Source organism: Flaviflexus sp. (assembly GCF_041440645.1).
GTDB lineage: Bacteria > Actinomycetota > Actinomycetes > Actinomycetales > Actinomycetaceae > Flaviflexus.
Genome location: NZ_JASDVN010000039.1, coordinates 1 through 19,009, shown reverse-complemented (window position 1 = coordinate 19,009; position 19,009 = coordinate 1). Strand labels below are relative to the sequence as shown.

Genomic DNA, 19,009 nt, shown 5'->3' with positions numbered 1-19,009 from the left:
CCGCAGGAACGCACGGCAGTCCTCAAGATCTCCGAGCATGACTGGAATGGGTGGGATGAGGACTACGAATCTGAGATCCTCGTCAGTACCCACGAAGTGAAGGAAGGCGACACAGTCAGCGCCCAGATCTCCTTCAGGGGTCCCTTTGAAATCACGGTCGACAAGATCTACGACAGCTCCGTGGCCCTCTCCTTCAACCTTGAACTGGCGCCACCGGGAGAGAACTCGGGTTGGGAGTACAACGACCTCGTTGATTCGCTCGTTGTGCAACAGGGTGAGACCAGTGGAGTTGCCACCCCTAGTTACGATGCTGGTGCCATCTACAACTTTGAAGTTGAGATTCTGAACTAACAAAGACAGCATCTGGAAATGGGAGAAGGCTTTGGGCTTTCCGCCTGAGAATTCTCCCCTGGTAAGCACCGCGGCGGTACAAGAGATGAAAAACTATCCGGGAGCGAGACCCCTGGATAGAGAAGCTCTCATGACTAATCGACTGGTACTGCCCGGCGCCCTTCTTGCCAGGGGTTTCGCGGCTGTCTGCGGTGATGTATCGTCCCGCCACCCGAGGAGCCGGTCGTTGCTCTGACGACCAAAGAGAGTGCATGGAACAGTCTGGAGCCCAGCTTGGGGCTCATAGACATCGGTGAGGGTGTACGAAGGCGAGATCCAGGAGGTTGTGACACCGACATTGGATGCTGGAGCCTTCTACAGTTTCGAAGTGAAGTTCTCGGAGTAGTTACTCGAACTCATTGACTTTCCGGAGTGGGTTGATGGACTTCGCGACCTTCCAGAACGCGACGGTCCTCGAGAAGAATCTTCCTTAACGTCTTTGCCCCTCTCTCACTGCAAGCACATGAAAGGGCGGGTCCACAGTGGACCCGCCCTTTGCTCGTGGTTCCTCTAGAGAACCCTCCGGAGAGAACTCAGTAATTTCCTAGTTGGCTGGCTCGATCTGCCACACCTCGCGTGCGTAGTCGCGGATGGTGCGGTCAGAGGAGAAGCGGCCGGACTCGGTGATGTTTGCCCAGCACTTGCGTGCCCACTCGATCGGATCACGGGTGTCCTCGAGGGCGCGGTTGCGTGCCTCCCGGTACGAAGCGAAGTCGCCCAGCACGTAGTAGATGTCGGAGCCGCCGGGGCCCGACTCGAGGAGCGAGCGACGGATATCGGCAAACATGCCGGTGCCGTGATCGTTCAAGGTTCCGTCCGTGAGAGCGTTGACAACTCGGGTAAGGCCCTGGGTTGCTTCCATGGTTGCGTACGGATCGTAGGAGGCCATGATGGAGGGAAGTTCGTCTTCCTTGGCTCCGAAGATGTAGGCGTTCTCGTCACCCACCGCGTCAACGATTTCAACGTTCGCACCATCGAGGGTGCCCAGGGTCAGCGCGCCGTTCATCATGAACTTCATGTTGCCCGTGCCGGATGCTTCCTTACCTGCGGTGGAGATCTGCTCAGAGATGTCCGCTGCGGGGATGACCTTCTCGGCGGGGGTCACGTTGTAGTTCTCGATGAACACAACCTTGAGCTTGTCACCAATCTCGGGATCGTTGTTGACGAGATCCGCGATGGAGTTGATGAGCTTGATGATGGCCTTCGCGCGGAAGTAACCGGGGGCGGCCTTGGCACCGAAGATCGCGACAGAGGGAACCACGTCAAGCTCCGGGTTGTCCTTGATCGTGAAGTAGCGGTCCAGCACGTAGAACGCGTTGAGGAGCTGCCTCTTGTACTCGTGAAGGCGCTTGATCTGAACGTCGAAGACGGCGTCTGGGTTGATCTTGATGCCCTGGCGCTTCTCAATCCAATTGGCAAAGTCGCGCTTGTTTGCCTTCTTGACGTCAACAAGCTCCTGCATGACCTTCTTCTTTTTGCCCTGCTTCTGGAGGGGGAGGAGAAGATCAAGATCGGATACCCATGCGTCGGAACCAACGAGCTTGTCGAGAAGACGGGCGAGACGCGGGTTGCACTGGTTGAGCCAGCGTCGGGGAGTCACGCCATTGGTCTTGTTGTTGAACTTCTCGGGCCACAGCTGGTACCAGTCGTTCAGCGTGTCCTTCTTCAGGATGTTCGTGTGGATCGCGGCCACACCATTGATGGAGAAGGAAGCGTAGCAGGCGATCCAGGCCATGTGGATGCGGCCGTTGGAGATCGGTGCCAGGTAGTTGATGCGGTCGTCGGAGATGCCGCGGTCAGCCAGGTCGATGCGGAAGCGGCGGTCGATCTCGGCAATGATCTCGAGAACGCGACCAAAGAGCTGCTGGAAGATCGAGTACTCCCAGGTCTCCAGGGCCTCAGCAAGGGTGGTGTGGTTGGTGTACGCGAAGGTCTTCTGCGTGACCTCCCATGCGTCTTCCCAGGTCATGCCGTGATCGTCGAGGAGGATGCGCATGAGCTCGGGAACCGCGAGCACAGGGTGGGTGTCGTTCAGCTGGATGCAGTTGTACTTGTGGAAGTCACGGAGGTCCTCACCGTGCTTCTCAATGTAGTTGTCGACCATGGCCTGGAGGGAAGCGGACACGAAGAAGTACTGCTGACGAACGCGCAGGATCTTGCCCTCGTAGGTGGTGTCGTTCGGGTAGAGAACGCGACAAAGGTCGGCTACGCGCTCACGCTCAACAATGGCCTCGGTGAAGCGCTGGGAGTTGAAGGCGTCGTAGTTGAACTCCTCCATCGGCTCCGCCTTCCACAGGCGTAGCGTGCCAACGTTGTCGGTGCCGTAGCCGGTGATCGGCATGTCGTAGGGGATGGCACGGACGTCGAGATCATCGAACTTGACGAAGCGTACTTCTTCCTCGCGACGGATCACGAAGGGGTAGCCCTCCTCCATCCACGGATCCGGGTGCTCAACCTGGAAACCATCCTGGAACTGCTGCTTGAACAGGCCATAGCGGTAGAGGATGCCGTAACCGGTGACGGGAAGGTCGAGGGTTGCGCACGAGTCGAGGAAGCAGGCGGCGAGGCGGCCCAGGCCACCGTTACCGAGTGCTGCGTCGTGCTCAGCCTCAAGAACATCCGACAGCTCAAAGCCGTAGGCAGAGACTGCTTCCTGAGCCTTATCGACCAGGTTGAGGTTCGTCAGGTTGTTGAGTAGGGCCCTGCCCATGAGGAACTCGGCAGAAAAGTAGTGTTGCTGGCGGCCGTTGGCGGCCCGGCTGGCGGACGCCTCCCACTTGTCGGCAATGAGATCGACGATGTTCGATGACAGACCGGACCATAGTTCCATTGGGGTTGAGGACTGTGGATTGCGACCGGCGACTGCACGAGTGAACGAGCCGAGGCTGTTCGTCAAATCAGAGGTCATGACGTCTCCTTCTATTTAAAGGTGGCAGAAAGCCCAGGTCTCACTCTAACGGGGTCCGCCCAAAGTCGCGAACAGGATCCCAGATCATCCCACCTGTCGTGATCAATTTGTTCGGATTTGGTGAAGAATGTGGTGGTTTTTGAGACCTGGGTCGTGAGCAAGCGCATGGTGAGGCCGGTGCAACAAGTGACAAACTGACTGATGGTGGGCGTGAAGAGTATGCTTACCTGGTGCTTGAACGGCGAGACACCGATGTCTCAGCTTGTTCAAACAAATAGAATGAACGCGCTTTCGGTATTAACCATTGAAGGAGATCACGATGCCGGCATTGATTGTCATTGGCGCCCAGTGGGGCGATGAAGGGAAGGGCAAGGCCACTGACCAGCTCGGCACCGACGTCGATTACGTAGTGAAGTTCAACGGCGGTAACAATGCGGGGCACACGATCGTGGTCGACGGCGAGAAGTTCGCCCTTCACCTCATTCCTGCAGGTGCACTGACCGCAACCTGCACCCCCGTCATCGGTGGCGGCGTTGTCGTTGATCTCGATGTTCTCTTCCAGGAAGTTGAAGAGCTCGAGTCCCGAGGTATCGACATGTCGAAGCTCCGCATCTCCGCGAACGCTCACATCATTCCCTCGTACAACCGCACCCTCGACAAGGTCACGGAACGCTTCCTTGGTAGCCGCAAGATCGGCACCACGGGCCGCGGCATTGGCCCCACCTATGCGGACAAGATGAACCGCATTGGTCTGCGCATCCAGGATCTCTTCGATGCCTCCATCCTGCGACAGAAGGTGGAGGGCGCACTCGCTCAGAAGAACAACCTGCTTCTCAAGGTGTTCAACACCCGAACTGCCGACGTTGATACCGTTACTGAGGAGCTCCTCAAGTACGCGGACCGCGTCAAGCCTATGGTCTCGAATGTCACCAACCTTCTGAACGAGGCACTCGACCGCGGCGAAACCGTTGTTTTCGAAGGTGGCCAGGCCACCATGCTCGACGTTGACCACGGCACCTACCCCTTCGTCACGTCGTCCTCTGCAACCGCGGGTGGCGCGTGCACGGGCTCTGGGGTTGGCCCCACCCGCATCGACCGCGTCGCAGGTGTCTCCAAGGCCTACATCACCCGCGTTGGTGAGGGACCGTTCCCGACTGAGCTTCTCGACGAGACCGGTGACTGGCTGCGTGAGCGCGGCGGAGAGTTCGGCACCACGACGGGCCGTCCCCGCCGCTGCGGCTGGTACGACGCCGTTATTGCCCGCTACGCCACCCGCGTCAACTCTCTGACGGACCTCGTGCTGACGAAGCTGGATGTGCTGTCCACTCTCGAGCAGATCCCCGTCTGCGTCGCCTACGAGATCGACGGCGAGCGCGTTGACGAGATGCCGGCGGATCAGACGTCTTTCGACCACGCCAAGCCCATCTACGAGTACTTCCCGGGCTGGCAGGAAGACATCACCCAGGCGCGCACTTTCGAGGAGCTTCCGCAGACAGCCCAGGACTACGTCCTGGCTCTCGAGGAGCTCTCCGGCGTCCGCATCTCCTCCATTGGCGTCGGCCCTGGCCGTGAGCAGACCATCGTACGTCACCCGCTCGTCTAGAAGGAACCAAATGAGCGTCACGCAGGCACTTAGTAGCCTCTCATGACGGTAGTGGAGGGAAGCAGTCCTTGCTTCCCTCCACGTTTTTCTATGTCCCCTGATTGCTAGGGTGAGTCGGTCCTGCATGGGTCCACCCAATTGCTCGCGAGTGCGATGGGTCCTCAGTTGGGCTGCCCAATCCTGAAAGGGCTATCCGATCTCTGTTCTCAGGGCTATCTGGCCTCATTCGTCGGGAAGTGCCGGTTTATGCCGGCGATGAACCTTGCTGTTAGGAGGCGATGAACCTTGCTGTTGGGAAGAGGGTGCGAGCCGAAGCTCGCACCCTCTGAATCACTTAACGCTGTAGTGAACTGTTGGGCTTAGCCCCACTGTCCGCCCTGCTGGGAACCACCCTGGTTGTACGGGGGCTGTCCACCCTGCTGGGGACCACCGTAGTTACCGCCCTGGGGACCGCCGTACTGGCCGCCCTGGGGGCCGCCGTAGCCGCCACCGGGACCGTAGGGACCCTGATTGTTGTTCTTGTTCTTACCGCGCAGAGCTGCCCACACGCCAAGACCGATCAAAACGAGAACACCGGCGCCAATCGCGAACCATGCCCACATGGGGAAGCCGGAATCTTCGTCAGAGTCGGAATCCGAATCGGAGTCGGCTCCGGTGTCAGAGTTGGAACCGGTGCCGTCCTCGTTGTTGCCGTTAGTCTCGTTATCGGGAGGAGTGCTAATGCCGGTACCATCGGTTTCGTCCTCGCCGGTTCCCGTACCGGTTCCGGTACCACCGTTCTCGTCTTCATCGGGATCGGTCGTGGTGGTGGACGATCCACCGGTCTTCATGCCGGTGACCTCGAAGCCCTGGGACATGACGTTCATGTCACGGTACGAAGCGCGGTTGCCGCTGACCTCGGCGCCGTTCGTCGCGTTGACGATGTCGCCGGGCATCTGGATGGTCATGATGAAGTCCATCTGGCCCATCTCCTCCGGCATGTCATCCATGGTGAAGGTCGGGTCAGCCTCTGCGATAAAGGTGAAGGAGTCACCGTTGTCGATGAGCGTGGAACCGTCGACAACGTTCTCATCGGAGGTGACCGTCAGGCGGCACGCAAGGTTAGCGCCGGAGATGTCCTCGACGAGGTACTCTTCGGTACCGCTCGTCTCGGTCATGCCCATTTCTTCGAAGAGCTGGTCACAGGTGTAGCCCATGCCGTTGAGCGTGCCTTCCGTGTCCTCGAACTCCATGGATACGGAAGCGGAGCCATCGTCCTTGATCTCGATGATCGTTTCGGCCCGGCATACAGACAGGACAATCATGGCGGGCGCAATAGTTGCTACTGCCAGTACTTTCTTGGTGCGGGTTTTCATTTGTTTCCTTTCAAATGCCGGTAGCCGGGGCTCTCGGACTTAAGACCCACAATAAAATGAAGTCTCTCGAACCCCCACACGAAACCGTGGGGAGTTCTCACTAATTTCTGGGAGCAGGCTGAGTTATCCGTGTAAATCCGGGGAAGGGTGCATGGGGAGTGCGGTGCCACAGGAGCTTGACATGACAGTAATGGCAGTAAGTCATCGCGGGTCGACAAGAAATACCCCAGATTGAGGCGCAACATGGTCGCCTGCTCTCAGGGGCAACATGGGGAGTCAAGATCGGGACCGAGTTGGCGTTCTCGATCCCGGCCACGCCGCTCTCGAAACTCTGTCGGTGGGGTGTGCGGGAGAGTTCTAAGACGCGCATGCAAGAGGCAAGAGTGAACTGTCCGGCGCGATCCGGTTTCGCAAACATGAAGATCCTGGACGGTAGAAAAAACTGGACCAAAATTTGGTGAGCCGGGATCGATTTTTAGGTCGCTTTTCACGTGGCTTGCACTATGGTTCACGCGCTTGGCGACAAACGTCCATAGCCCACGGAGGGCTGCCAAATGGGACAAGATTGAAGGGACGAATAGGTCCACAGTCCTAAGTATTTGCCCTGGAAAAGAAGCCTATAGTCCCATTATGTGGCCACTTTTGCGGGGGATAATTTACTTGGTAGTTGACCAAAGAAGGAAAAACACCATCGCCTAATTCTAGGAGGAAGCGCGATGACTGACAGGACATTCACAGCTGAGAACATCAAGGCTGACGCCCCCGAGATTGCAACCGCTGATTTGGTGGCGTGGGTTGCAGATATTGCCAACCTGACGAAGCCCAAGGACATCTTCTGGGTAGACGGTTCCGACGCTGAATGGGACCTTCTCACGAACCAGATGGTCGAGACCGGAATGTTCACGCGACTCAATCCTGAAAAGCGCCCCAATTCTTTCCTCGCCCGCTCACTTCCGTCCGACGTTGCTCGCGTTGAGTCCCGCACCTACATCTGCTCCGAAAAGGAAGAGGATGCTGGTCCGACCAACAACTGGGCCGACCCGAAGGAAATGAAGGAGACCCTCAACAAGGTGTTCGACGGTTCCATGAGGGGCCGCACAATGTACGTGATTCCGTTTTCGATGGGCCCCGTTGGTGGTCCGATCTCGCAGCTCGGTATCGAGTTTACGGACTCTCCCTACGTTGTGGTCAACATGAGGATCATGACCCGCATGGGCACCCCGGCTCTCGAGCTCATCGGCAAGGGTGAGCCCTGGGTCCCCGCAGTTCACTCCGTTGGTTACCCGCTGGTTGACGCAGAAGGCAACGAGCGCGAGGACACCAGCTGGCCCTGCAACGACGAAAAGTACATCACCCACTTCCCGGAGACCAACGAGATCTGGTCCTACGGTTCCGGATACGGCGGCAACGCCCTGCTCGGCAAGAAGTGCTTCGCACTGCGTATCGCCTCGACCATGGCTCGCCGCGACGGCTGGATGGCAGAGCACATGCTCATCCTCCGCCTCACGGAAGAAGCAACCGGCAAGCAGTTCCACGTGACCGCTGCATTCCCCTCGGCATGTGGCAAGACGAACCTCGCCATGCTCCAGCCCACGATTGAGGGCTACAAGGTCGAAACCATTGGTGACGACATTGCGTGGATGCGTCCCGGCGAAGACGGCACCCTGCGCGCCATCAACCCCGAGGCAGGCTTCTTCGGTGTTGCACCGGGTACCTCCTACAAGACCAACCCGATGGCTATGGACACCGCTCGCGCGAACTCCATCTTCACCAACGTCGCACTGACCGACGATGGCGATGTCTGGTGGGAAGGCATCGATGGCGAGATGCCGGATCACCTCATCGACTGGCACGGCAACGACTACACGAAGGCTGATGCAGAGGAAGGCAAGCTCGCAGCTCACCCGAACGCCCGCTTCACCGTTCCCGCCTCGCAGTGCCCGATCATCTGCCCCGACTGGGAAGCACCCGAGGGTGTTCCGGTCGACGCAATCCTGTTCGGTGGCCGCCGCGCCACCAACGTGCCGCTCGTAGCCGAGCAGTACTCCGCTGATCACGGCGTGTTCATCGGTGCCTCCGTGGCATCCGAGGTCACCGCAGCAGCAACCGACGTCAAGGCCGGCTCGCTGCGCCACGACCCCTTCGGTATGCTTCCGTTCGCGGGCTACAACATGGCCGACTACTGGGGCCACTGGACGGAGATGCAGGAGAGGCTTGGCGATAAGTTCCCGAAGGTCTACCAGGTCAACTGGTTCCGCAAGGACGCTGACGGCAAGTTCATGTGGCCCGGCTTCGGCGACAACTCCCGCGTGCTTGACTGGATCGTCCGCCGCGCAGACGGCCGCGTCGAGACCGTCGATGGCATCACCGGCCGCTACCCCAAGTTCGAAGACTTCAACCTTGAAGGCCTCGACATCGGCCAGGAAGAATGGGACGCTCTCTTCGAGACCGATCCGGATTCCTGGGCAGCTGAGATCGACTCCGTCGAAGAGTACTTCGTACAGTTCGGCGACAAGGTCCCCGCAGCTATCCGTCACGAACTTGGCGAGTTCCGCAACAGGATCGAAGCAGCCCGCTAAGGTCTCGTAATTCGAATACTCAACTCTGGTGGCAGGGGCCTCGGCTCCTGCCACCACTCCTTTGTCCGAGAATCTTCCGCGAGTTCATCTGCAATGTTGCGTGAATTCGTCGGCCATTCCTGCTTCAGTTCGTCTTCCCGTCTTGCTTGAGATTCTCCTATCGATTTCCTGCAATGGTGGCGCGAATCTCTGCCCACCTGGTGAATAGTTTTCGGCCCAGTACCGACTCGGCGGGGGAGCCCAGGTAGGCTCGGAATATGAAGATTCTCCTCCTCGGATCGGGCGGTCGTGAGCACGCGCTGGCACTTGCCCTTGCTCCCCACGTTGAAGCTTTGTACGCGGTCCCCGGCAATCCCGGAATCGGCCAGATCGAGAATGCTCAGTGCCTGAGCGGCGATATTCTCAACGGAAAGGACATTGTCGAGATCGCTGGACGCACCAACGTTGATCTCGTGGTCATTGGTCCGGAAGCGCCACTTGTGGCGGGCGTGGCGGACGACCTGCGCGCCGCTGGCATCCCAGTGTTTGGTCCGAGTGGAGCCGCAGCGAAGCTGGAGGGCTCGAAGGCATTTGCGAAGGAAGTGATGGCGCTCGCTGAGGTGCCCACCGCCCTCGCCCGCATCTGCACCACTCGCGAAGAGGCAGAGGAAGCTCTGGGCCTGTTCCCGGCGCCCTACGTCGTGAAGGACGATGGGCTTGCCGCAGGCAAGGGTGTTGTTGTCACGGAGGATCTCGACGCGGCTCGCCAGCACGCCTTCGACTGCATCGATGGGGGAGGCAGCGTTGTCATCGAGGAGTACCTCGATGGTCCCGAGGTTTCACTCCTGTGCGTGTGCGACGGCAAGACCGTCATTCCGCTCGAGCCGGCCCAGGACTTCAAGCGCCTCAAGGACAACAACGAGGGCCCGAACACGGGCGGCATGGGTTCCTACTCGCCGCTCCCGTGGGCACCCGAGGGACTCGTCGATGAGGTTCTGGAACGCGTTGCCTACCCGGTGGTTCGCGAACTCGAGCGCCAGGGTACGCCCTTCGTTGGCATCCTCTACTGCGGCCTTGCCCTGACCGAACGCGGCATTCGCGTCATCGAGTTCAACGTGCGTTTCGGCGATCCCGAGACCCAGGCCGTTCTGCCGAGGCTGCAGACCCCGCTCACGGAGGTCCTGTACGCGGCCGCCACCGGCAAGCTCCACCAGCTAGAGCCCCTCGAGTGGGATCCGAACGCAGTCGTAGCCGTCGTTCTTGCGAGCGAGGGCTACCCGGGCAAGCTGAAGCTCGGGGTCGAGGTAGCCGACATGGTGGGACTGATCCACGCGGGAACCACGTGGAAAGATGATCGTGTCGTGACCTCAGGTGGCAGGGTCGCGGCCGTCATCGGCCACGGACCCACCGTTGCCGAAGCCCGAGAGGACGCCTACACCAAGATCGTCCCCTTCGAGGGCATGCAGTACCGCACCGACATCGCCGCGGGAATCTAGCGCAGGCGAGCGAAAGATGGGCTTTGATCTGAGCTGAGAAGTCAGCGAGGGCGGAGGAACTATTCGATCAGCACACTGAGGGCCGGCATGATCCGGCCCTCACGGCTATCCAAAAACCGCAGTCAACTAGCGACGCCTAGCTACCTGAGAACCGTAGGCTGCCCGCGAACGAAAGTCGGCCGCAAAGGAACCACAGCTTTTGCCTACGGGCTGTGTTCGCATCTATCACTGTTTATTCCTTGTGGCGGCCACGTTTGCCCTGGGGGCCGAGTAGTTCGACAGGACCAGAACAAACCGGGCCTCGAGGCGCGTCACGTGCGTCCGGTGTTGGAAAACGTGCACGGGCCGGGGACAAGGTTTACCTGCTGTTTACCGGAGTGGCCTGTCCGGATGTGGGGGAGGGAGCGCAGATAGGGCCGCGACCTGGGACGGGACGCTCCTACCCTCGATTTGGGTGCGCAGGGACGCGAGTTCACATGTTGGTGGTGGTCACCATATTTAACATCCTTCGTTGTGAGAGTCGTGCAAAGGAGTGCTATTTTCCCTGGCAGTAGGCATGGAAGGCGCAAACATGAAGTATGAGATCGACCTTCACAAAGCAAGCTTTCGTGGAACAATAGGGTCATGAACAATAGCCCTTATGAGAGCATACGAGGTTGGACCCACCTGGCTTCAGGAAAGGTCCGCGACCTGTATGCTCCTGCGGATCTTTCTGCGCATTTGGGTCGGGATGCCATCCTGATTGTTGCGTCAGATCGCATTTCTGCGTTTGACCACGTTCTGCCCACGGTGATCCCCGAAAAGGGCAAGATCCTCACGGCAATGACGCTGTGGTGGTTCAAGCAGTTGGCGGACGTGACAGAGAACCACTTCGTTTCCGTGGACGTGCCGAAGGCCGTTGAGGGGCGTGCGATGATCGCCGACCGCCTCCAGATGGTGCCTGTCGAGTGCGTGGTGCGCGGCTACCTCGCGGGCTCGGGTTTGGCCGAGTACAGGGAAACCGGAAGCGTCTGCGGCGTGAAGCTGCCCGACGGTCTCATCGAAGGTGACCAGCTACCGGAGCCGATCTTCACCCCTGCCGCGAAGGCACGCATTGGTGAGCACGACGAGAACATCTCTTTCTCCGAGGTGGAGGAGCGCGTGGGGAAGGAAACTGCCCGTCAGCTACGCGACATCTCGATCGACCTCTACACGAAGGCCCGCGACATTGCGGCCGAGCGAGGCATCATTCTTGCCGACACAAAGTTCGAATTTGGCAATCGGATGCAGCCCGGTGAGACGGATCTGGTCCTGGGTGACGAGATTCTCACCCCGGACTCGTCACGGTTCTGGGAGATCTCAACCTACAAGCCGGGTCAATCCCAGCCTTCCCTTGATAAGCAATACATTCGCGACTGGTTGACGTCCCCCGCTTCCGGCTGGGACAAGGTCGGTCCGCCGCCCGAACTGCCAGCCGACGTGGTTGCCAAGACCCAGGAACGCTACATCTTCGCGTTTGAGCGGCTCACAGGTCAGACTTGGAAGCACTGACGGAGGCCTAAACGCTACAGTTAGTCCCATGGGACGCATCATTGTAGAAGTTATGCCAAAGCCAGAAATCCTTGACCCGCAAGGCAAGGCAATCGTTGGGGTGCTGCCCCATCAGGGAATCATGCAGTTCGGTGATGTTCGCCAGGGAAAGCGGTTTGAACTGACCGTTGATGGCGACGTTACCGACGAGGCTCTCGAAGCCGCAAAGAAGGCAGCCGAGACCGTACTGTCCAATCCAATTATCGAAGACGTTGTCGGCGTATATGCGGAGGAACAGTGAAAGTCGGTGTCATCACCTTCCCCGGGACTCTCGATGAAGGGGACGCCAAGCGCGCCGTCAAGCTCGCTGGTGGAGAAGCAGTCGACCTGTGGCATGCCGATACTGACCTCAAGGGAGTAGATGCAGTCATCATCCCCGGTGGGTTCTCCTACGGCGACTACCTGCGCTGTGGGGCCATCGCCTCCCTCGCACCGGTCATGGGTTCAGTCATTGACCGCGCCAAGGGTGGCATGCCCGTCCTGGGCATCTGCAACGGCTTCCAGGTTCTCTGCGAAGCGGGCCTCCTCCCCGGCGCACTCATCCGCAACGACCAGCAGAAGTTCATTTGCCGCGAGCAGGTTCTCCGCGTCGAAAACAACACGACCGCATGGACGAATGGCTACGACCAGGATGCCGAGATTACGATCCCGTTGAAGAACGGCGAGGGCTCCTACCAGGCTCTTGACGAAACCATTGAGGAACTCGAGGGTGAAGGCCGTGTTGTCTTCCGCTACGTCGACGTCAACCCCAACGGTTCGCGCAACAACATCGCAGGCATCACCAACGCCGCGGGCAACATTGTTGGCCTCATGCCACACCCCGAGCACGCAGTCGAGAAGGGCTTTGGCCCCGACAGCGCCTTGGGCACGCGTACCGGCCTTGATGGCCTGCCACTGTTCCAGTCAGTCTTGGGGGTTCTGCAATGATTCACGATACCGTCGAAAACGCGGCTGCGACGCCGGACGAGGTCATGCCCTACGAGGCACTCGGCCTTAAGCACGAAGAATACGATCGCATCGTCGGTCTGCTGGGCCGCAGGCCCACGAACGCTGAGCTCGCCATGTACTCCGTCATGTGGTCCGAGCACTGCTCCTACAAGTCCTCCAAGAAGCATCTGTCCGCCCAGTTCGGCAAGAAGACCACGGAACACATGCGCAAGCACCTCCTGGTCGGCATGGGACAGAACGCGGGTGTTGTGGACGTGGGTGACGGCTGGGCCGTCACCTTCAAGGTCGAATCCCACAACTCACCCTCCTACGTGGAGCCCTACCAGGGTGCGGCCACGGGCGTTGGCGGCATCGTCCGCGACATTATCGCCATGGGTGCCCGCCCCGTCGCCGTCATGGACCAGCTTCGCTTCGGTGACCCGAACGAGCAGGACACCTGGCGAGTCGCCAACGGCGCCATCGCCGGCATCGCCGGCTACGGCAACTCCCTTGGCCTGCCAAACATCGGTGGCGAGGTCGAGTTCGACAGGGCGTACCAGGGCAACCCACTCGTCAACGCGCTCGCGGTTGGCGTGCTCCGCCACGAGGACATCCACCTGGCCAACGCCGAAGGCGTCGGCAACAAGGTCGTGCTCTTCGGTGCCCGCACCGGCGGCGACGGCATCGGTGGTGCCTCCATCCTGTCCTCCCAGGCCTTCGAGGGTGGCATGCCCACGAAGCGCCCCTCGGTTCAGGTTGGCGACCCGTTCATGGAGAAGATCCTCATCGAATGCTGCATGGAGCTGTTCCAGGCTGGTCTCGTTGAGGCCATCCAGGACCTCGGTGCTGCTGGCATTTCCTGTGCCACCTCAGAGCTGGCCGCAAACGGCAATTCTGGCATGCACGTGAACCTCGAGGAGGTGCTCCTGCGCGACTCGACCCTGAACGCTGGCGAGATCCTCATGTCGGAGTCTCAGGAGCGCATGATGGCGGTCGTGACCCCCGAGAATCTCGATGCCTTCATGGCCATCATCAACAAGTGGGAGGTCGAGGCCTCGATCATCGGTGAGGTGACAGGGGATGGTCGCCTGACCATCGACCACGACGGACACCGCATCGTTGACGTCGACCCCAAGACGGTCGCCGTTGATGGGCCGGTCTACGACCGCCCCTACGAGCGTCCCTCCTGGCAGGATGCCCTCCAGGCCGACACCACGGACTCCCTTGCTCGCCCCGCAGCGGGCGAGGAGCTGAGGGACCAGATCATCCGTGTTCTGCACTCCCCGAACCAGGCACCCAAGGATTGGGTCACGAGCCAGTACGACCGCTTCGTTCGTGGCAACACGGCCCTTGCTCAGCCCGACGATGCTGGTGTCATCCGCGTGGACGAGGAGTCCGGTCGCGGCGTTGCTCTTGCAACAGACGCGAACGGTTGGTTCACTAAACTTGATCCCTACACCGGTGCCCGTCAGGCTCTCGCAGAGTCCTACCGCAACGTGGCGACCGTGGGTGCGCACCCGCGCGCCATCTCCGACTGCCTGAACTTCGGCAACCCGGAAAAGCCGGAGCTCATGTGGCAGCTCGTGACCGCCATGGAAGGCCTCGCCGACGGCTGCGCCGAGCTTGGCATCCCGGTCACGGGCGGCAACGTGTCCCTGTACAACTCGAACGGTGACGACTCGATCAACCCGACCCCCGTCGTTGGCATGCTCGGTGTCCTCGACAATGTTGCCACCGCGCGCCCCTCGGGCTGGTTCGACGAGGGCCTCGCCATCGTCGCCCTGGGCGACGTGGAGGACGAGCTGGACGGTTCGGCGTGGGCGCGTGCGATCCACGATCACGTGGGCGGCCTGCCCCCGAAGGTGGATTTTGCGAAGGAGGTTGCCCTCGGCAATGTCCTCATCGCTCTCGCTGAGGCCGACGTCACCTCGGCGGCACACGACGTGTCCAACGGCGGTCTCATCCAGACCATCGTCGACATGGTCCTGCGTCACGGTGTCGGAGCCTCCATCGATCTCCTTCCGCTCGGCGTGGACGACTTCACCGCGCTCTTCTCCGAGACTCAGGCTCGGGCCGTCGTGGCGGTACCCGAGCGCCTCCTCCCGGCCGTCACCGCGGCCGCAGAAGCGGAGGGCGTGACCGCCGCTCGAATCGGTACGACCGGAGGAAACCGACTCGTCATTGATGGCGAGGAAACATACTCCTTCAAACTTGACGAATTGGTCGGTCCCACGCCTCGGGCACCACAGGCCTAGGATTTGCTAAAGAGACAATTATCCCTTATATTGCACTCCCTCACCTTTGAACCCTCAACTAAAAGAGGGCTTGAAGGTGAGGGAGTGGCTTATTTCCGCCATTTTCTCCAATTCAAGAATAGTGACAAGCTTTCCTCGTGGGAAACTTTTAAAAATGTGCAATATTTCGCAGTGGACGAGAGTGCCAAGGAAAGCCTTCATGAACTAGCGTTTTACCCATGAGCACAGCAAGTGAATACATTGAATCGGTCCTCGAAGGACTGAAGGTCCGCAACCCAGGTGAGCTCGAGTTCCAGGAGGCCGTTGTCGGCGTTCTTGACTCCCTCGCACCTGTCCTCGAGCAGCACCCTGAGTACCAGGAAGCTGCCATCCTCGAGCGCATCGTTGAACCCGAGCGCGCAGTCCACTTCCGCGTCCCGTGGGTTGACGACGAGGGCAAGACGCACGTCAACCGTGGCTACCGCTTCCAGTTCAACTCGGCTCTCGGTCCCTACAAGGGCGGCCTTCGCTTCCACCCGACCGTTTCCGCTTCCATCGTGAAGTTCCTCGGCTTCGAGCAGATCTTCAAGAACGCCCTCACCGGCCAGCAGATCGGTGGCGGCAAGGGTGGCGCTGACTTCGATCCCCACGGTCGGTCCGACCAGGAGATCATGCGCTTCTGCCAGTCCTTCATGACCGGCCTGTTCCGCCACATCGGTCACTTCACCGACATCCCCGCCGGCGACATCGGCGTCGGTGGCCGCGAGATCGGTTACCTCTTCGGCCAGTACAAGAAGCTCGCTAACGGCTTCGAGGCCGGGGTTCTCACCGGTAAGGGCCTCGACTGGGGCGGCTCCCTGATCCGCACCGAGGCAACGGGCTACGGCCTGGTTGCGTTCACCCGCGAGATGCTCAAGACCCGCGGCGAGGACTTCGAAGGTCAGACCGTGTCGGTTTCCGGTTCCGGTAACGTCGCCATCTACTCGATCGAGAAGCTCCAGCAGCTGGGTGCAAAGCCCGTGACCATCTCCGACTCCTCCGGCTGGGTCTACGACGCAGACGGCATCGACCTCGAGCTCCTCAAGGACATCAAGGAGGTCAAGCGCGGTCGCGTTGCTGACTACGTGGCTGCTCGCCCGAACGCAGAGCTTCACACCGATGGCTCCATCTGGTCCGTCCCGGTTGACGTTGCTCTGCCCTGCGCAACCCAGCACGAGCTCAACGGCGAGGATGCTCGCACCCTCATCAAGAACGGTGTCAAGGCCGTTGGTGAAGGCGCGAACATGCCCACCGACGCCGAGGGCGTTGAGGTCTTCGAGGCTTCTGACGTTCTTTACGGCCCCGGCAAGGCAGCCAACGCAGGTGGCGTCGCGGTCTCCGCACTGGAGATGCAGCAGAACTCGGCACGTCAGTCCTGGACCCGCGAGGATGTTGCTCAGCGTCTCGATGACATCATGGTGAACATTCACGCTCAGTGTGTGGACGCTTCCGAGCGTTACGCAGGCAACTCCTCCGACTACGTCACCGGCTCCAACGCCGCTGGCTTCGTCAAGGTTGCAGACGCCATGCTCGCACAGGGTGTTCTCTGATCGAGAAGACAAGCTGATATCGATCAGCAACGAGCTAGAGGCTCAACAAGCTCAAAGCTAAGTGAGGGAGGGAATACGGCCGCCACCGTATTCCCTCCCTTTCACATGTGCCGAGAGCAGGCGCAATTCAAGCCATTGAGCACAGCGTGCGCACCAACTCGGCCCACACATCATAGCCCCCGGGTGTCCGAAATGAGCGAATTCAAGTGTGGGCGTGCCCGTTAGGTGAGACCTGCGCCGAAATTGGTCGGACCTGGACAACCCTTGGTTGGCTTTGTTTGAAGGATTTGTTTTTCGGAATTGTTTGTCGGCACTGTTTGATGGTTCTGCTGCCTCGGAGTTGTTCCCAACCCCCGAGGCGCGTTTGTTGGGGGTGTGGCCTAGGCGTGGGTGCCGAGGGCTGCCGAGGCAACCTGGCGGGCAGTGATCGGATCTGGTGCCTGGAGGACCGCTTCCGCGGCCTGCTGGCACTGCTCGAGGGTGACCTCGGAGAGCCGGGAACCCACGTACGAGATCGCACCGGACGCCATGGACAGGGAGGTCACTCCCATGCCGATGAGGACCGCGGCGAGGTTCGGGTCCGCTGCGGCCTCACCACACACGCCGACGGGCTTGCCGTGGGCGATGCCGGACTGGGCGATCAAGTTAATGAGTGTGAGAACGGCGGGCTGCCAGTTGTCCGTGTAGGTTGCGAGATTCGCGTTGGTGCGGTCCGCGGCCATGACGTACTGGGTGAGGTCGTTCGTTCCGATCGAGACGAAGTCGACCTCCTCCATGAACTGGTCGATCATGATGGCGGTGGCGGGAACCTCGATCATGATGCCGGCCTTGAGGCCGCGTTCGCGGATCATCCCGCAGAACCAGCGGGCCTCGGCGATGGTGGACACCATGGGAGCCATGATCCAGTTCGGACCATCGTGATCCGCGGAGGCGGACACGAGGGCATCGATCTGGCGTAGCAACAGGCCCTCATCAACTCCCGAGGTGCGCAAACCGCGCACGCCCAGGGCCGGGTTCTCCTCGTTTGGAACCGAGGCGAAGGCAACGGGCTTGTCCGAGCCAGCATCGAGCGTTCGCACAACGATCTTGCCGCCCGGGAAGCTGGAGAACACGGAACGATAGAGAGCGCTCTGATCCTCGAGTGAGGGCTCGACCGGGGTGTTGAGGAAGGAGAGTTCCGTGCGGAAAAGTCCGATGCCCGTGGCTTCGGTCTGTTCGGCGCGGAGCGCGCTGGCGCGGTCCTGGATGTTGGCGAGCAACTCCACCGGGTAGCCATCGAGGGTTTCCGCTGGTCCCTGCCATTCACGTGCGCGCTGACGGCGCAGGGCATCCTCGTGAGCGAGAGCCTCGGCCTGCTCTCTATCCGGATCGACCGAGTACTCACCCGAGTCGCCATCCATGATGAGGAGCTTGCCGTCCGAGACCGCCTCCAGATCCCTCGCTGCGACGATGCAGGGGATGGAGAGCTGGCGGCAGATGATCGATGTGTGGGAGGTGGGGCCACCCAGTCGGGTGATGATGCCAAGGATGAGTTCCGGATCGAGTCCCGCCGTATCTGCCGGTGCCAGGTCGTCCGCAAGCAGAATGATGGGTTCGTCCGGTGTGGGAATGCTGGGCTCGGGATGACCCTCGAGTTCGGCAACAACGCGATTGCGCATGTCCAAAAGGTCGGTGACGCGCTCCTCCATGAGCCCACCCTGCGCGGAGAAGATGTCGGCAAAGAGTTGGGTGGCCTGGGTGACGGACTGGACCGGGGGAGTGCCGCCTGCAATCCGCTTGTTTACTTCCTTCCGCCACCCCTTGTCCCGAGCAAAACCAGCCGAAACAGCGAGGATGTCTGAAGCAGTGCCGACCATGCTTGCTGCACGAGTGGTCAGCCGCTGTGCGACCGCATCGGCGGCCGCAACGAACTGTTCCTGAGCGGTCTCACGCTCCGACTCGGGCACGTCCGGGGCGGTTTCGGGCGGCTCGGGAACACCCTGCACCCAGGCGGTCTTGGCATAGGCAATTCCTGGTACTACGGGGGTTCCAGTGAGAGTGAGTTGTGCTTCCATGTGCCATCCTCCCGGTCGGTTTAGCGCTTTGTTTGACGGTTCATTTTGCCAAATACCAAGGCGCTGAGCGTGTGAGGGTAATCATAGCCAGCGGTTCGTGTTGCCCCCATGTGGTTTAAGGGAATTTACCCGTCGTTAAAGAATAACGGGTATGTTAAGTGTGTCATATTTTCATACAGTGAATAGGAAGTAAGTGATGCGAATTCACCTACTGGGCACCAGACGCCCTATCGCTGTGGCTGCAACCGTCGCAATCGCTGCCATGGGACTGACTGTCCCGCGTCAAGTAGTTGGCAGGTTTTCTTTGATTTCGAAGTTGGGGATGG

At 60.2% G+C, this 19,009-nt stretch carries 12 protein-coding genes; 9 read left to right on the top strand and 3 right to left on the bottom strand.

The features are described from left to right. Nucleotides 1-351 (top strand): hypothetical protein (locus QMB98_RS05495; protein WP_371684677.1); only part of this gene is annotated, 351 nt, incomplete at its 5' end. 583 nt (nt 352-934) lie between these two features. Here QMB98_RS05495 and QMB98_RS05490 read toward each other — a convergent pair. After that, nucleotides 935-3,298 carry a glycogen/starch/alpha-glucan phosphorylase gene (locus tag QMB98_RS05490; RefSeq protein WP_371684676.1) on the bottom strand — a complete coding sequence of 788 codons (2,364 nt, stop codon included), beginning with the start codon at nt 3,296-3,298 and terminating at the stop codon, nt 935-937. Between the two features lie 319 nt (nt 3,299-3,617). Between QMB98_RS05490 and QMB98_RS05485 the strand changes: the two genes are divergently transcribed. Then, the gene (locus tag QMB98_RS05485) at nt 3,618-4,901 is read left to right on the top strand and encodes an adenylosuccinate synthase (protein WP_371684675.1); all 1,284 of its coding nucleotides are present in this window, start codon (nt 3,618-3,620) and stop codon (nt 4,899-4,901) included. 359 nt (nt 4,902-5,260) lie between these two features. Here the strand turns inward: QMB98_RS05485 and QMB98_RS05480 are convergent, their stop codons facing one another. Next, nucleotides 5,261-6,256 carry a hypothetical protein gene (locus tag QMB98_RS05480; RefSeq protein ID WP_371684674.1) on the bottom strand — a complete coding sequence of 332 codons (996 nt, stop codon included), beginning with the start codon at nt 6,254-6,256 and terminating at the stop codon, nt 5,261-5,263. 716 nt (nt 6,257-6,972) lie between these two features. Between QMB98_RS05480 and QMB98_RS05475 the strand changes: the two genes are divergently transcribed. From QMB98_RS05475 to gdhA, 7 genes are all read left to right on the top strand, one after another. Further along, on the top strand, nt 6,973-8,835 hold the full coding sequence (locus QMB98_RS05475; protein WP_371684673.1) for a phosphoenolpyruvate carboxykinase (GTP): 1,863 nt from the start codon (nt 6,973-6,975) through the stop codon (nt 8,833-8,835). Between the two features lie 257 nt (nt 8,836-9,092). Continuing rightward, nucleotides 9,093-10,310, top strand: coding sequence for a phosphoribosylamine--glycine ligase (gene purD, locus QMB98_RS05470; RefSeq protein ID WP_371684672.1), 1,218 nt, complete (start codon nt 9,093-9,095; stop codon nt 10,308-10,310). Between the two features lie 624 nt (nt 10,311-10,934). After that, on the top strand, nt 10,935-11,840 hold the full coding sequence (locus QMB98_RS05465; protein WP_371684671.1) for a phosphoribosylaminoimidazolesuccinocarboxamide synthase: 906 nt from the start codon (nt 10,935-10,937) through the stop codon (nt 11,838-11,840). Between the two features lie 28 nt (nt 11,841-11,868). Continuing rightward, a complete protein-coding gene (locus QMB98_RS05460) occupies nt 11,869-12,120 on the top strand; it encodes a phosphoribosylformylglycinamidine synthase subunit PurS (protein WP_371684670.1) in 252 nt (83 codons plus the stop codon). After that, nucleotides 12,117-12,806 carry a phosphoribosylformylglycinamidine synthase subunit PurQ gene (purQ, locus tag QMB98_RS05455; protein ID WP_371684669.1) on the top strand — a complete coding sequence of 230 codons (690 nt, stop codon included), beginning with the start codon at nt 12,117-12,119 and terminating at the stop codon, nt 12,804-12,806. Before QMB98_RS05460 ends, purQ begins: the two co-directional genes overlap by 4 nt. Beyond that, a complete protein-coding gene (purL, locus tag QMB98_RS05450; RefSeq protein WP_371684668.1) occupies nt 12,803-15,061 on the top strand; it encodes a phosphoribosylformylglycinamidine synthase subunit PurL in 2,259 nt (752 codons plus the stop codon). The genes purQ and purL overlap by 4 nt, the downstream gene beginning before the upstream one ends. Nucleotides 15,062-15,279: 218 nt before the next feature. Further along, nucleotides 15,280-16,629, top strand: a complete 1,350-nt coding sequence (gdhA, locus tag QMB98_RS05445; RefSeq protein WP_371684667.1) for an NADP-specific glutamate dehydrogenase — start codon at nt 15,280-15,282, stop codon at nt 16,627-16,629. 380 nt (nt 16,630-17,009) lie between these two features. Here the strand turns inward: gdhA and ptsP are convergent, their stop codons facing one another. Continuing rightward, on the bottom strand, nt 17,010-18,683 hold the full coding sequence (gene ptsP / locus QMB98_RS05440) for a phosphoenolpyruvate--protein phosphotransferase (protein ID WP_371684666.1): 1,674 nt from the start codon (nt 18,681-18,683) through the stop codon (nt 17,010-17,012). Nucleotides 18,684-19,009 lie beyond the last annotated feature (326 nt).

Coding starts and splice junctions, on each gene's coding strand:
- QMB98_RS05490 (WP_371684676.1), bottom strand. CDS start 3,298: ATGACCTCTGATTTGACGAACAGCCTCGGCTCGTTCACTCGTGCAGTC.
- QMB98_RS05460 (WP_371684670.1), top strand. CDS start 11,869: ATGGGACGCATCATTGTAGAAGTTATGCCAAAGCCAGAAATCCTTGAC.
- purL (WP_371684668.1), top strand. CDS start 12,803: ATGATTCACGATACCGTCGAAAACGCGGCTGCGACGCCGGACGAGGTC.
- purD (WP_371684672.1), top strand. CDS start 9,093: ATGAAGATTCTCCTCCTCGGATCGGGCGGTCGTGAGCACGCGCTGGCA.
- QMB98_RS05475 (WP_371684673.1), top strand. CDS start 6,973: ATGACTGACAGGACATTCACAGCTGAGAACATCAAGGCTGACGCCCCC.
- ptsP (WP_371684666.1), bottom strand. CDS start 18,683: ATGGAAGCACAACTCACTCTCACTGGAACCCCCGTAGTACCAGGAATT.
- gdhA (WP_371684667.1), top strand. CDS start 15,280: ATGAGCACAGCAAGTGAATACATTGAATCGGTCCTCGAAGGACTGAAG.
- QMB98_RS05465 (WP_371684671.1), top strand. CDS start 10,935: ATGAACAATAGCCCTTATGAGAGCATACGAGGTTGGACCCACCTGGCT.
- QMB98_RS05480 (WP_371684674.1), bottom strand. CDS start 6,256: ATGAAAACCCGCACCAAGAAAGTACTGGCAGTAGCAACTATTGCGCCC.
- QMB98_RS05485 (WP_371684675.1), top strand. CDS start 3,618: ATGCCGGCATTGATTGTCATTGGCGCCCAGTGGGGCGATGAAGGGAAG.